Source organism: Paenibacillus sp. J31R34, assembly GCF_059383715.1.
On sequence record NZ_JBXENU010000007.1, the window covers coordinates 116185 to 131377 of the forward strand.

Sequence of the window (15193 nt, forward strand, 5' to 3'; positions counted from 1 at the left end):
CTATTAACGAACGGTTACGGCCGTGCGGCTGTAGCCTTCCTTCGTCTTATGAACTTCAAGGCAGGCGGGAAAAGCCTGCTTGAGCTCCTGCACATGTGAAATGACGCCAATCATGCGGCCGGCGCGCTGCAAATCAACCAAAGCCTCGATCGCCTTGTTCAGCGCCTCCTCATCCAGGGAGCCAAACCCTTCGTCAATAAACATCATTTCAATGGAAATACCGCCTTGATGCGCCTGGATAACATCGGTCATTCCTAAAGCAAGGCAGAGAGACGCATTAAACTTTTCCCCGCCGGACATCGTTTTCACATCGCGATTTTGTCCTGTATACGCATCATACACGTCCAGGCCAAGACCGCTTTGCTTCCCTCTGACCTCCAAACGATCGCTGCGCTGCAGCATAAACTGCCCGCCTGAAAGCCGCTGCAGACGCACATTTGCCGCCTGCAAAATTTGCTCCAAAAACTCAATCAATATATAACGTTCAAAGGAAATTTTAAGCGCATTGTCTCCTTTAAGCATTTGATAGATGTCGAGCACCTGCTCCAGCTCCGCTTCGAGCTGCTTCACTCGCTCGCTCGTCGCTGTGAGCTGGGCAATGAGCCGAACAGCCTCCTCGCCATGACGCGCAGCGGTTTGCAGTGCAGCGACAATCGTCTCCAACTGCTGCTTAAGCTCAGCGCCTGCTGCATGCAGCTCCTGAATATCCGCAGGCTGCCTTCCAGCCAGCTCCAGCTGCATATCCGTTACACGGCTCGTCAGCGCCTGAACCGCAGATTTATAAGCGTCCAGCAGCTCCTTGAGCGCTTGCCGCTCCTGCGGCGTTTTCGCGGCGGCGCGATAAGCCTCCAATGAATCAAATGCTGCAGCCTTCAGCTCGCTCAGCAGCCGCTTCTCAGCTTCTTCCCCATTTCGCTGCGCTTCTTCAAATTGTTGGCGAGCCTGCAGGGCATGGACGGAAGCTTCCGCCAACTTAAGCTGGGCCTGCTGCAGCTGCTTGACAGCAGCCTGCCAGGCATCTGCATGCTGACGAACTTTCATCTGCTGGGCAGCCAGCGCCTGCTGCAATTGTTCGGGCTCGCGAAGCGATTCGGGTATGCGTTCCAGCTCTCTGGCGAGCAGCGACTCCTTCGCGCCCAGTTCAATTTGCAGCTGCTGATAAACCGCTTGCCGCTGCTCTTTATTCCGGATGAGCCGCTCCAGCTCCACTTCCCGTTTTTCAGCCTGCTCTTTAAGCAAGCGCATCTCTTCGTTCTGCTGCTGCAGCCGGTCCGTCTCATCCTTCAACTGCTTCCACTGCGTGCGGAGGTCAGCCTGCTGCTCGGCGAGATGCTCGGCAGAGGCGCCGTATTCCGCAAGCTCGGCGGCGCTGCTTTCCCAGCCGGAACGGGCTGCCGCTACTTGCAGCCTTGACGCATTCAGCTCGCGCTCGCAGACAGCAAGCTGCTCCTTTGCCTGTGCAAGCTGCTCTCGTGAGGGCACATCAGCAGCAGTTTGAATTTTGCCGGGATGCTCGACGCTGCCGCATACTGGGCAAGGCTTCCCGTCATGCAAATGAGTGGCGAGCAAGCCTGCCTGGCCTTCAATCCATTGCTGTTCCAACCCATCGTGCCGTGCACGAACGATGGAGAGCGCCTGTTCCTGGCTCGCTTCCAGCCGCTTGAACTCAGCCAGCTCCTGCTCCAGCTTGATTAGCTTGGAGACGTATTTGCCTTGCTGCTCAACGCGCCTGAGCTGTTCTTGCTTCGCTTGCAGCTGCTGGCCGTCGCTCTCCATGAGCTTCAGCCGCGCAGCACCTTGCTGCTTCGCTTCCTTCTCGGCCGCAATAGTTGCATCTTCCTTCTCCAGCTGCGCCTGGGCCTGCTTCGCCCTTGCCCTTAGCTCCGTCACGGCCTGCCGCTGCTCGCCCATCTGCTGCACCGCTGGCGCCAGCTCCTCCAGCCGGTTCAGCTCACGCTCCGCCTCCCGCCGCTCAGGCTCACGCTGCTCCTCGCTCGCATGCCGCTGCGACGCCGCTGCCAGCGCTTGCTTCGCAGCCTCCGCTTCCCGCTGCTTCGCCTCGCTGGCCTGCTGCTTCGCCTCCGCGTCCTTGCCGGCGCGGCTCGCTTGCTCCTCATAAGGCGTGAGCAGCGCGGCCCGCTCAGCCAATTGCAGCTCGCGCCCCTTCACTTCCTGCGCGGCGCGGCCCAGCTCCAGCTGCTCCAGCTTGGTTCGCTCCACCGCAAGCTCTTCGAACCGCGCGTTCAGCGCCAGCGCGGCGCGCAGCCTCTCTTCCTGCGCAAGCAGCTGCTCGTCCATCTGCTGCCGCTGCACATCGCCTTGCTGCACCAGCTCGCTATAATAAGCTGCCTCCTGCTCCAAGCTGGCAAGCAATTGCGTAGCATTATACACCTCTTGGCTCAGCGTCGCTGCCAGCAAGCTTCCCTCGCGCTGAGGAAGCGCATCGCCCGATTGCTTCATGTACATGTCATTGCGCAGCCGCGCTTCCTTGAGCGTTTCATTCAGCTCGCGGTTTTGCTGCTGAAACCTCAGCTCCAGCTTCTCATACAGCTCCGTGCGAAAAATCCGCCGCAAAATCTCTTCTTTATTATCAGTATCCGAGGTGAGCAGCTTGCGAAACTCTCCCTGCGGCAGCATCACGATTTGATTAAACTGTTCCTTCGTAAGGCCTATAATCGATTCCAGCTTTGCATCGACGTCGCGAACTTGAAAACGGTCGACAAGCGGCACAGCTTGTCCATCTACAAGCTCATACAGCTCTGCCTTGCCGCCTGTCTCGCTTTTGTTCGAGCCTTTACGATGCGGAAGCTGGCGAAATACTTGGTATTCCCGCTGCGCAACTGCAAAATGAAATTCAACCGACGTATGCGTATCATCCCCGGCAAAATGGCTCCGCAGCATGCGTGCCTCCGAGCGATCCTCTCCGCTGGCTGCACCATAAAGCGCAAAGCAAATCGCATCAAAAATCGAGGTTTTACCTGCTCCGGTGCTGCCGGAAATAACGAACAGCCGATGCTCGTCCAGTTGGGCAAAATCAATCGTTTCCGCATCCCGGTACGGGCCGAAAGCGTTCATCGTTAACTTGAGCGGTCTCATGCGCTGCCTCCTTCCTCATGCAGCAGCTTCCCGAAGACATCGGCGAAACGCTGCTTTTTACTCTCACTGAGCGGACTTCCCTTGACCTCCTGATAAAAGGAAGCGAATAAGGCTACCGGATCTGCCTCTCGGCGGCGAACCGCCTCTATTGCACCATCAGCGGAAGCCTCTGCCTCAGCGAGCAGACCCGCCTCCGGCCTGCGCTCGACATGCAGCGCATTCGGATAAATGGCACGCACCTTCTCCATCGGAAACAGCACTGGATTTTCATTCAGCAGCGTAACAAATACATAATCCTCGCTGTTCGCATGCTGCTCAATTTCTTCAATCGTTCCGGAAACACGGCGCAAATCGCGCAGCGGCTGGAATGGCCGCTTTTCTACCGTTACTGCGCCTTTGTCATCCATTTCCACTACATAATAGCCTTTGGTGTGATGCTCCTCGGAAACCGAATATTTAAGCGGAGAGCCCGCATATCTAATTTTATCGTCGCTGACATAATGCGCCTGATGCAGGTGGCCGAGCGCCGTATAATGAAATGGCGCAAAATAACTGGCACGCACATGCTCCGCCCCGCCAATCGCCAGCGGACGCTCCGAATCGCTCGTATTCGGCTCCGCCTCTCCGGTTGACGTAACAAAAGCATGGCCGATAAAAACATGGCGCGCAGCAGGATCAAGCTGATGCCGCAGCCGCTCCGTCAAAGATTTCATGGCATCATCATGCGTGCGAATGCTCTCATCGCCGAGCGCATAACGCACGTGTGCAGGATCCGCATAAGGCACGAGGTGAAAATGCACCTCGCCATGCTCGTCGCGGAGCACAACAGGCTTCTGCTCCCCCTTCATTCTTCCGGCAATATGCAGCCCCCGGCTTGCCATCATCGCCGTGCCAAAATCAATTCGATCCGGGCTGTCGTGATTGCCAGCCACAGCCAGCACCGGCGTTTCAAGCTTAATAACGATATGCTGCAGCACCTCATCGAGCAGTTCTACTGCCTCAATAGGTGGAATGGCCCGATCATACAAATCACCGGCAATAATGACTGCATCTGGGCGTTCGCGTTCAATATCGGCAATCAATTGCTCCAGCACATAACGCTGATCTTCTGTCATATAAACACCTTGAACCAGCTTGCCTAGATGCCAGTCTGCGGTATGGAACCATTTCATAATGGCGAAACACCCTTTCTTGCCCTTGACCTTAACGCAGCGTCAACGTTTATCCTCCTAAGTATACCAAGGAGGGGACAAAGATGAGAACACTAATTCAAAACGTTCAAATTTTAACGATGAAAAAAGGCGAAAGGCTTTTTCACGGCGAGCTGCTGATCGAAAATGACCGCATTGCGGCCATAGGCACGAGTTTGCCTGAGTCCGCTGCTAAAGCAAACAAAATCATCGATGGAAAAGGCATGTTAGCGATGCCTGGCCTCATTAATGCCCACCAGCATACGCCAATGAGCTTATTGAAAGGTTTTTCCGATGATTACAAGCTGATGGAGTGGCTGGAGCATAAAATGCTGCCTGCCGAGGCGCGCATGACGCCTGAGGATATTTATTGGGGAGCCAAGCTTGCCATGGCCGAAATGATCAAATCCGGCACAACGGCATTTGCCGATATGTATGTGCATATGAACGAGATTGCTGCTGCTGCCTTGGAAACAGGGATGCGCGCCTCCTTAACACGGGGACTTGTATTTTTGCAAAATGACGGCGGCAAACGGTTAACTGAAGCGCTTGACCTTATTGACCGCTGGCATGGCCAGGCCGATGGGCGAATTACAACGATGTTCGGCCCCCATGCCCCCTATACATGCCCGCCAGAACCACTTGCAGAAATCATAAAGCTCGCCGCCGAAAAAGATTTGCCTATCCATATCCATCTAGCGGAAACGGTAGAGGAAGTCACCAAGATCAAAGCCAAATACAACTGCTCGCCAGCCGCTTATTTACACAATCTCGGGCTATTTGCCGAGGCCCACACTTTACTGGCCCATGGCGTGCATCTAACACATGACGACATTCAGCTGCTTAGTGGCATGAAAGGTGGCGTTTCCCACAATCCGGTCAGCAATTTAAAGCTCGGCTGCGGCATTGCCCCAGTGGCAGCACTTATCGATGCTGGCATTACGGTTGGACTCGGTACGGATGGATCAGGAAGTGCTTCCACAGTCGACATGTTTGAAGGGATTAAAGCAGCGGCCTGGATGCAAAAAATAGCAGCCGGCGACCCATCCGTTTTCCCAGCCCATCAGGTGCTGGAGATGGCAACAGTCGAGAGCGCCAAGCTGCTGCGCATCGATCATGATACAGGAACGCTCGAGGCTGGCAAAAAAGCCGATCTCATTTTAGTCGATATGAATAAGCCCCACTTGCAGCCCGTCCATCATGTGGAGTCGCTTCTCGCCTACGCCGTGAATGGCAGCGATGTCGATACGACCATCGTCAACGGCAAGCTCCTGATGCAAGGCCGCGAGCTGCTGACGATAGACGAGGAGGTACTGCTTTACGAGGCGGGCATTCGAGCACGGAAAATCGTAGACGGCATATAGAACGGCAAGCATGCGGCAGCGCGGCTGCTTTTTTCGCAGTCCGGCGCTTGCCTGCTGTCGCGGAATAGCCGATTTATTTTTCAACTATGACTTTGCTTGGCTTGGCTTGTTTGGGTTGCAGCGTTTTCTTCGCCTTTTGTCCCTTATCCCCTTAGCTCAGAAAAGCCGCTTGAACGGCCCAATCCGGCAACATGCCTGATCACACCGCCCAAACAGCTCTCCAAGCTCTCCCCGTTCTCCAAGCACAAAAGGCTTTCCATCCCATTGCAGTTGCGATTCGAATGCTATGACAATATCCAGTTCTCATTTATGCAAAAATCGTATAATGGTCATTTCGATATTCGAATACCTTTGAGTGAGTGAACTTTACCAAATGACTACAAGCTGAATTCTCGATTTACCGATGTTCTTCCCCCTTCCCCCAATTAAACTCCGGAAGCTTTCAAAAATAGCACAGCTTCAGCTTCCATGTCGATTAAGTTGCTCTCGTGCACCGCTCCTTTTCGTTTGCTGGCGGTGCCTCAATCCAGTTCTACTACATACGGCTTTGCTTCTTCCCTAGCTTTTTGTTTGTTTGCTTATTTGCTTTGTTACTTCTTTACTTCTGCAGTTCTGCAGTTTTCACTTCTCTTTACGCTGTTATTTTATAAAATGTCTTGGACAGATTCCGATCTCAATGTTTCTGAGCTAAGGGGATAATACCTCAAGCTTTAAAAAATAGGAACAGTCTGCCCAAGCCTGATACTTATAGTTACACGAAGAGATACTAAAGATACTAGAGATGCTAGATTTACTAGAAAAACGGAAGTCCGGTTAAATAGATACACCTGTTCCTCTTTTTGCGTTTCTGAGCTGAGGGGATAATAACCCTAGCTCTACAAAATAGGAGCGGCTTGTCCATGGACTGCGCTTAGCGCTGCGCCTGAAGCCACTTGAGCTGCTGCATTTGGATTAACCGGGCCGGTTGGCACACTGGTGTCTGGCTGTTGTTCAGGAACGGGTGTCGTTACCGGCTCTGTCTGAGGTTCTGTTCCAGGTTCTGTTCCAGGATCTGTTCCAGGTTCTGTTTCCGATCCTGTTTCCGGCTCCGTTTGCGGAGCTGGCTCCTGTTCAGGGGCAGTCACTGCTTCTTCCAAAGCAGCCTCCTCAGCGAGCAAGGCATTGGCCGTGCCTACTTCCGTAAACGAGGCCTGTGGCAGAGTCGTGTACATGCTTGGTGCAGGAGGCGTGCTCATGCCATTTCCAAGGAAATAGCTCGTATGCGGCGGCTGGTTGTAGGCTACATTTTGCCACGCAACACCTAAACGGTATACGGCATCATGCATCAGCGTGTAGAAACGATATGTCGTAACATCTGTGGTTGTATACAAGCGCAGCTTAGTGCTGTCCTCCGTACGCCACAACACTTCCTCGCGCCAATCGCCAATCAGATCAGCCTGCAAGCTAGGATTCCCTTTTGTGGTATTGTTGGAGTAAGTTCCCGTTGCCGTTAGCAGGCGGCTGACTGCACCGGTATTGTAATTCCATTTTTCAATTTTGCCGACGCCAACTCCAGAGCTTCCCGACCATACATGGTCAAGCAGCTCGCGCAGCAGGTCGCCATCCCACCAGATGCCGAAATTTTGCGAGGATGGAGGCGTGCTGGAAATGAGCTGCCCCGTAATCGTCCTCAGCCCTACACCACTGCCAGCCCAAACCTCAGCTCCCGGATAACGAGGATCGATGTCGGCCGCCATGCCTCGTCCCGTATCCGCGCCCGTATGGACACCCCACAAAATTTGACCTGTAGCCGCATCATGGACTTGGGCTCCATAAGGCTTGCTCGTGTCCTCGTTTACCTTAAATACCTCAAGACCAGCACGGTTCGGGTTCAAATCGCTGACATGCATCGCATCGCCATGCCCCATATTTGTGTTATATAGCTTCTGGCCATTATCATCAACGGTCATTGCGCCAAATACAATTTCATCCTTGCCGTCATTATCAACATCCGCCACACTCAAACTATGATTGCCCTGTCCCGCATAAGCAGAATTGCCGGAACTGTTCGTATCAAACGTCCAGCGGCTCGTCAGCGAGCCATTCCGGAAGTCAAAAGCAGCAATGACGGTTCTCGTATAATAGCCGCGCGACATGACGATGCTTGGCCTAACACCATCCAAATAAGCAACGCCAGCTAGAAAGCGATCAACACGGTTGCCATAACTATCACCCCAGCTCGATACGGTGCCTCTGGCCGGCACATAGTTCGTTGTCGCCAGCGCAGCCCCCGTCTGACCTGAAAAAACAGTCAAATATTCCGGACCCGACAGCACATAGCCCGAAGAATTGCGGTAATCGGCAGTCGAGCTGCCTATTACCTGTCCTGTTCCATCCACGGTGCCGTCCGCTGTTTTGATGACCACCTCGCCCTTGCCGTCGCCATTAAAGTCATAGACGAGAAATTGCGAATAATGGGCGCCTGCGCGAATATTTTTGCCCATATTAATGCGCCACAGCTTTTGTCCATTCATTTTGTAAGCATCAAAAATAACATTGCCGGTATACCCCGATTGGGAGTTATCCTTGGCGTTTGACGGGTCCCACTTGAGGACAATTTCGTATTCGCCATCTCCGTCAAGGTCGGCTACGCTTGCATCATTTGCGCTATAGGTGTAGCTTTCACCGCTCGGTGTTGTCCCGCCAGCAGGCTTGTCCAGCGGAATATCTTTATAGTTGTTCGCCCATACGGTTGCCGTATTGGAGGCTGGGCGTTCAACGCCATTAATTACGGCTCGGACATAATAGGTAGAGGAGTTGCTGCCGCCAGCATCCAGAAGATTTGTGCTCGTCGTAATAACACTGCTGTTTACCTTCGTCCCGTTGCGATAAACGTTAAAGCCTGTATTAGCCGCCTCGCCGCCGAGCAGCCGCCAGCTGACAAATACGCCTCCACTTACTTTTACAGCAACGACTCCTCTCGTTAAAGCTTCCATCTGCCTTGGGGCGGCAGCACTGACCTTTGGTTCCACAACAAAAGCAGGAATAACCAGCAAAGCAGCAACAGAGAGCATTATTGTTTTGCGAATCACGTTTTTCACGTTCATCTCTTCTTATTCAGCTCCTTTTCGCACATGATATTTTATCAACACCCACAATTGAAAGCGCTACCAAATTATTTGAAAATGAAAGCTGTGTCATTCCTTTAATTTTCAGGATTACGAACGCTTAAGGATTCGGGCAAGCATCCACCTCCTTGATAAATCACACGTTTTTATGAATCAAAACCATAATTTGGAATCGCTTTCATTGTCGATGATAGCCTGTGTTCCGACATTTTACTACTTAAAAAACAGAGTTCTTTGTTAAAAAAACCGAGATTCATGCGATTAATTAGCTAGAATCAGATCGCTTTTGACTCACATATCCTTCCCAGACGTGAATATATTGAATAACAAGGTGAAACGGCTATCGCCGTCCTTTGGTGGCAAGGCACGTTTCACTCCGAGAAATATAAGCCAAATGATAAGTGTGAAACTTATAAATTCTTATATTTCAACGAAAAATTAGATCACCTGGCCCTGTTCCAGATCTTATTGATGAAAGATGGGAGTGTGACGCTCGTGGCAGAACCGTTATTTATCGTGTCACAGGAGGATTGGACCTTGCATCGCAAAGGTTACGAAGATCAAGCCCGGCACCAGGAAAAAGTAAGAGAAGCTGTTCGGCAAAATCTTCCCGATATTGTGACCGATGAAAGCATTGTATTATCCGATGGCAAGCAAACGGTGAAAATACCGATTAAAAGCATTGATGAATCCCATTTCGTCTACAACTACAACAAGAAGCAGCATGTTGGACAAGGCGATGGCGATTCACAGGTAGGGGATGTGCTCGGCGTTGATCCTGGGGCCGCCAAAGGTCCGGGCAAAGGACAGGGAGCGGGCGATCAGCCGGGCGAGGACTATGTGGAGGCAGAAATCAGCATTGACCAGTTGGAGGATATGCTCTTCGAGGAGCTGGAGCTTCCTAATCTGGAGCAAAAGCAGAAGGATGTAATGGAAACTACCGAGGTCGTCTTTCACGATATTCGCAAAAAAGGCATTATGTCCAACATCGACAAAAAACGGACTCTCATTCAAAATTTGAAGCGCAATGCCAATGAAGGACGCTCAGGCATTGGCGGCATCTCGCCGGATGATTTGCGTTTTAAAACGTGGAATGAAATCGTAAAGCCCCAATCCAATGCCGTCGTATTGGCACTAATGGACACTTCAGGCTCCATGGGCTCTTTTGAAAAATATTGTGCCAGAAGCTTCTTCTTCTGGATGACTCGCTTTCTGCGCCGGAAATATCAGCATGTTGAGATGGTATTCGTAGCGCATCATACCGAAGCGAAGGAAGTAACCGAAGAGGAATTTTTCACTCGCGGCGAGAGCGGCGGCACCATCTGCTCCTCTGCCTATCAGAAGGCGCTTGATATTATCGACAGCCGTTATCCGTCGGCCAATTGGAATATTTATCCCTTTCATTTTTCCGATGGCGATAATTTGACCTCCGATAACGAAAAATGCGTGAAGCTCATCGACAAGCTGCTGGAACGGGCCAATCTGTTCGGCTACGGCGAGGTGAATCAATATAATCGCAGCAGTACCTTAATGTCCGCATATAAAAACATAAGCAATAAAAAATTTATGTATTCGATTATTAAGGATAAAGGCGAAGTATATAACGCGCTTAAAACCTTCTTCTCCAAGCCGGCAAGCGGCGCTTAAAAGTATGCATTAGACTTCATCCAGCAGGCTGCTGGCACAAGCGAAGTCGATGCTCAAGCTCATTATATCAAGCAAAAAAAGCTTCTTCTTCGGGCGTTCCCGAAGAAGAAGCTTTTTTTGCTTGATTTTACAGAGCGTATCACAAGAGCATAGGTTGCCCGATTGTTTTGCTAATCCCGCTCAGTTAAAATACCGCGCTGCTGCAAGCAGCGGATAACCGCCTCAGCCGCAGTATCTGCATTTCCTATGCCCGAAAACAGCTCCAGGTCTGGAACGAGCGGCGCCTCGTAAGGAGCAGATATGCCCGTGAACAGCGGAATTTCTCCACACCGCGCCTTGCTGTAAAGCCCCTTCGGATCACGCTGCTCGCATATCGCAAGCGGACAATTTACATACACCTCCACATAGGGCAGTGGAGCTGCAATTGCTCGCGCCAGTGCTCGATCCGCCTCCAGCGGCGAGACGAGCGCCACTATGGCAATGCTTCCATTGCCAGCAAACAGCCCCGCCACCTCCGCGGTGCGGCGCACATTTTCGCGGCGATCCTCTGCACTAAAGCCAAGATCGCGGTTTAGCCCATGCCGCAAATTATCGCCATCCAGTATCGCCGTTCGCACGCCGCTTGCTTGAAGCTGTCTATGAAGCGAAGCAGCGATAGATGACTTTCCTGATGCAGGCAGCCCTGTTAACCATACAATGCTGCCGGAATAGGCCACTTGGCCAGACTGCTGCAATCCGCCAAGCTCATACGATTGCCACTGCACATTCGGGGATTTTTGATCCATCTGACATTCCCCTACTTTAGGCGCTCATTTAGAAAAAGCACCGTCAGCCGAAGCGCTTCCTCCAAATTCGCAGTTGTGAAGGCAAAGGGATGCTTTGCCCCAAAGGTATGGTCCGCTCCCGTTAGTGTAACGAACGTATGCTGCGGCGCAGCCTCACGCATTTGTTCATAGCCTGATACCAGTCGCTCCGAATCTTGATCCCCCTGTATCAGCAGTGCTGGAACTGCTAGGGTGGCCAGCACCTGTTTAATATTAAACGCCGCTGCATGGCGCTCTAGGTCTTCAAAAAACACAGGCGATATCGGCATTTGCTGCTTTGTGCGCATGTTGGGTACATAACCGACGCCGCGGCTCAGCACCTCCTGCCGAAACGCCTCCGTAAAGAGATTCACATCGGCTATGCCATTCCATGTTACAACTGCCTGAAGCTGCGGGTACCTCGCAGCGGCCAAAATACTATTTCCGCCCCCACGGCTATGTCCAAGCAGGGCAATCCGGTTCGTATTCAGCTCCTCGGCGAAAGGAAGCTTCGCTTCCAGCAGCTGCGTGATGATTGTATCAAGATCCAGCTGTTCACGGGAATATGTGTTAACCGCAAATTTATCCAGCTCGTCAAAGTCCGTTTCCCCTACGCCATTGCAGCTGAAATTAAAGGAAATGACAGCATAGCCTTGCCTTGCAAGCTGCTCGCAGGCATAGGGTATAAATCCCCAATCTTTAAACCCTTTGAAGCCATGGGCAACGATAACAACCGGCTTCTTCCCCGGTTCGCCTGACACTCGAACGTCCCCTCGCAGCGTCAGGTTTGATTCCAAATCAATGGTAAAAGGTTTGCTATTTACGGCTTCCACCTACAAACTCCCCCGTTTCTCCAAATAGATTCGTCCTGCTTTCTATTATAAGTGAAATAACAGGGGAATGAATAGCTGGACTGCTTAGGAGCTAGCTTGCTAGTTCAAGAAACCTTCCAATGCAATCGTCGGCTGGCCGTTTGCCTGCCAAGCGCCTTTGTTATAGCCGCCATTGTAGCCCGGAGGCGCCTCCGGCTCCCAATAAAAGACTCCTAGCCCCTTGCCGCCAGAAATATTGCGAACCTTCGTCTTAATCGCAGCAACGAAGCTCTTCGTAGCAGCTGGCTGGTTATATTCAAGGCCAATTTCAGAAATGATAACTGGTTTGCCATACCGGGCAATCATATTATTGGCATTGCTGATCGTTTGATCTACCTTGGCCGACCAATCTGAAGCCGATGGATACAGCGACATGCCGATAATATCAAAGGTCGCGCCATTGCTGATCAGCCCCCCGATATTCCAAACGAATAAAGCATTATCATTGCCGCCTGCCAGATGAACGATCGTCTTCGTACCGGAAGAGATTGATTTTACCGCATTGTTGCCGGTATTGACCAGCCATGCGTAGTTCTGCATGCTGACAGTCGCTTTGCCGTCATTCCACAGCATGCCGTTATTCGTTTCATTGCCGATCTGCACCCAATCCGGCGTTACGCCCTTCGCCTGCATCGCGGTCATAACCGCCCGCGTATGGTTCCAGACCGCATCCATCAGCTGCTGGAATGTGTAACTATTCCAAGCAGCAGGCTTTGTCTGCTGCCCTGGATCGGCCCATGAGTCGCTGTAATGCAGCGTCAGCATAATGCTCATGCCTGCATTTTTCGCCCGCTGTGCCAGCGCTGCGGCCCGGTTCATATCCAAGTAACCGTTTGCATAATTACTCGAAGGATTTACGAATACGCGAATTCGAACCGAATTAATCTGGTAGTCATTTTTCAAAATTTGAATGATATCCTTGGTCGTGCCGTTTTTGTCCTTCCAGGTGTAGCCTTGCGCCTCAAGACCGGGAACCCAGCTAATATCCGTCCCTTTGGCAAAGGCAGGAGCCGCTTCGGCCTGCTGAAGCGGCATCTGTACCGTAATAAGGGCGATAATCATCATAGCGAAAACGAGCAGCTTGAGTCTTTTTTTCATTTTCAACATTCCCTCTTCCTTTAATAGTTTGCCGGATTTGGCCCCGACTGGCATACCCAAGATTGTATCCGCTTACATAAATGAGTTTCAACAACCGTTCCCTAGCAGGATAGGCTTTCAAGCCTATGGTGAAGAAGCATCAGCAGCGTTGGCAATGGGGGGACTACCGATTCCTTCACCATATCTTTTCTATCGTTAACTACGGGATACGCTTCTGATTATAAATTCACCGCAAGCAGAAGAACAGGATACAATGTGAATATAATGGATGATTTTACAACATTTCCTGCTTTCTTCAATCATGATCGCCCTGCGTAAGCCTGATGCGCTTCACTACCAAAATGTATTATAATAGAGCCATTCATGCCAAACTGGCGAGCAGGAGGAAACGAATTGACAAATAGCGAGCTTAAACATATGCACTCCCTGCTGCCCAAATGGGTAGAAACCTCCCGCCAGCAGGCTCTTCATGGCAAAGTGGCCTCCTACATACCTGAGCTTGCAAAATCCCCCAAGGACGCCTTGGGCATTCATATTGTGGGTGCAGAAGGTCAAGTAGCATCTGCAGGAGATTGCGGCATATCCTTTACTATGCAAAGCATTTCCAAAGTTTTCACGCTCATCCTGGCGTTAATGGATAATGGCGAAGAGGCGGTTTTCGCCAAGGTTGGCATGGAGCCAACCGGGGACAGCTTCAACTCCATGCTCAAGCTGGAGCTTGTGCAGCCCGGCATTCCCTTTAATCCGCTGATCAATGCTGGAGCGATTGCAATTTCTTCGCTGATTGCCGGAAGCAGCCGGGAGGAGAAATCGGCCCGTGTGCTCGATTTTTTCCGCAATCTTTCAGGTAATATTACGCTGGATTATGATAACGAGGTATATCTGTCAGAAGCCAAAACAGCAAATTTGAATCGCTCGATGGCTTATTTTCTGAAGGATAAGCAGGTGCTGCAGGGGGAAGTCGAGGAAGTGCTCGACGTGTATTTCCGGCACTGCTCGATCAGCGTCACCTGCGCGGATTTGGCTCGCATGGCGCTCGTTATGGCGCATAACGGAACCGATCCCGTCACTGGAGCCCAGCTGATACCACGGCGTTACGTGCAAATCGCCAAAACGTTTATGATTACTTGCGGCATGTACAATGCCTCGGGCGAATTCGCGATTCAAGTGGGATTGCCGGCCAAAAGCGGCGTATCCGGCGGCATTCTCGCGATCGTTCCAGGTCGCTACGGCATCGGCGTCGTTGGGCCATCCCTGCACCGCAAGGGCAACAGCATTGCAGGCGTTCATTTGCTCGAAACGTTGTCGCGAACATTTGACCTAAGCTTATTTTAACGAAGAAGGTGCCTATTATGAATCCATCTGTTGAGCTTGGCATTTCCTTTCATTCCTCCGGGCAAGAGATTGAGATGCTCAAGGTAACGCCGATTGACGATCAGCGCTACCGCATTGAAGAAAATCCATTATTTACGGAAATGGTATCATTCGGTGATATTGTCAAGCTGGAGCAGCAAGGCAACATTTATTTTTATAAAGAGACGGTTCGCAAATCTCGCTTAAGAAGATATTCGTGGCTGCTCAGCCAGGACGTCGCTTCTTCCGAGGAGCTTGCCGCTTTCAAAAACCGGGTCGCCGACAGCGGCGGCAACTGGGAAACGATTTTTGGGGGCATGCTCATTATCAATGTGCCGAGCCATATTGACTTTGATCCCGATGTGGAAATAAACAATATTACGGTAAGTAAGGACAGATAAGGAACTTTCCAATAAGCATTAGCCTCTTGCATCCAATATCCATTTGGATGCTTTTTTGTTTTTCTGGCGATACAAGGAAAAGAGCAGGCCCTGCCTGCCTTTTCCATCACTCTATAGCAATCCGATAGTTTTTTCCAATTGACCATTGAAATTATCTATAGGTTTTTGCATTGACGGTCAGGAACGAGCAATGCTATTGTTTTCAACAAGTTAAAACATACTAATCACATAAGATTTATCAAATTAATGTTTCGAGTGAGAG

At 51.3% G+C, this 15193-nt stretch carries 9 protein-coding genes and 1 pseudogene; 4 read left to right on the forward strand and 6 right to left on the reverse strand.

All coding sequences use genetic code 11. From position 1 onward, the window contains the following. Positions 1–3: 3 nt before the first annotated feature. A complete protein-coding gene (locus tag AC50YG_RS19865; protein WP_494828953.1) occupies positions 4–3096 on the reverse strand; it encodes an AAA family ATPase in 3093 nt (1030 codons plus the stop codon). Continuing rightward, on the reverse strand, positions 3093–4268 hold the full coding sequence (locus AC50YG_RS19870) for an exonuclease SbcCD subunit D (RefSeq protein ID WP_494828955.1): 1176 nt from the start codon (positions 4266–4268) through the stop codon (positions 3093–3095). The genes AC50YG_RS19865 and AC50YG_RS19870 overlap by 4 nt, the downstream gene beginning before the upstream one ends. Before the next feature lie 83 nt (positions 4269–4351). Here AC50YG_RS19870 and AC50YG_RS19875 point away from each other — a divergent pair, with 83 nt between their 5' ends. After that, a complete protein-coding gene (locus tag AC50YG_RS19875) occupies positions 4352–5650 on the forward strand; it encodes an amidohydrolase (protein WP_494828957.1) in 1299 nt (432 codons plus the stop codon). Positions 5651–6852: 1202 nt separating this feature from the next. Here AC50YG_RS19875 and AC50YG_RS19880 read toward each other — a convergent pair. Beyond that, a pseudogene (locus tag AC50YG_RS19880) lies at positions 6853–8703 on the reverse strand (rhamnogalacturonan lyase); the annotation flags it as partial. Positions 8704–9252: 549 nt separating this feature from the next. Here AC50YG_RS19880 and yhbH point away from each other — a divergent pair. Further along, entirely contained in the window at positions 9253–10404 is a 1152-nt protein-coding gene (gene yhbH, locus AC50YG_RS19885) for a sporulation protein YhbH (RefSeq protein WP_494828959.1), read from the forward strand. 170 nt (positions 10405–10574) lie between these two features. On the opposite strand, the gene cysC is transcribed toward yhbH, so the two are convergent. From cysC to AC50YG_RS19900, 3 genes are all read right to left on the reverse strand, one after another. Then, entirely contained in the window at positions 10575–11189 is a 615-nt protein-coding gene (cysC, locus tag AC50YG_RS19890) for an adenylyl-sulfate kinase (RefSeq protein ID WP_494828961.1), read from the reverse strand. Between the two features lie 11 nt (positions 11190–11200). Next, positions 11201–12040 (reverse strand): alpha/beta hydrolase family protein, encoded by an 840-nt coding sequence (locus tag AC50YG_RS19895; RefSeq protein WP_494828963.1) that lies wholly within the window; start codon positions 12038–12040, stop codon positions 11201–11203. A gap of 99 nt (positions 12041–12139) precedes the next feature. Next, positions 12140–13177, reverse strand: a complete 1038-nt coding sequence (locus tag AC50YG_RS19900; protein ID WP_494828965.1) for a glycoside hydrolase family 53 protein — start codon at positions 13175–13177, stop codon at positions 12140–12142. 417 nt (positions 13178–13594) lie between these two features. Between AC50YG_RS19900 and glsA the strand changes: the two genes are divergently transcribed. Both glsA and AC50YG_RS19910 read left to right on the forward strand, forming a co-directional pair. Next, a complete protein-coding gene (gene glsA, locus AC50YG_RS19905) occupies positions 13595–14512 on the forward strand; it encodes a glutaminase A (protein WP_494829373.1) in 918 nt (305 codons plus the stop codon). 17 nt (positions 14513–14529) lie between these two features. Continuing rightward, positions 14530–14931 carry a DUF4265 domain-containing protein gene (locus tag AC50YG_RS19910; protein ID WP_099516532.1) on the forward strand — a complete coding sequence of 134 codons (402 nt, stop codon included), beginning with the start codon at positions 14530–14532 and terminating at the stop codon, positions 14929–14931. Positions 14932–15193 lie beyond the last annotated feature (262 nt).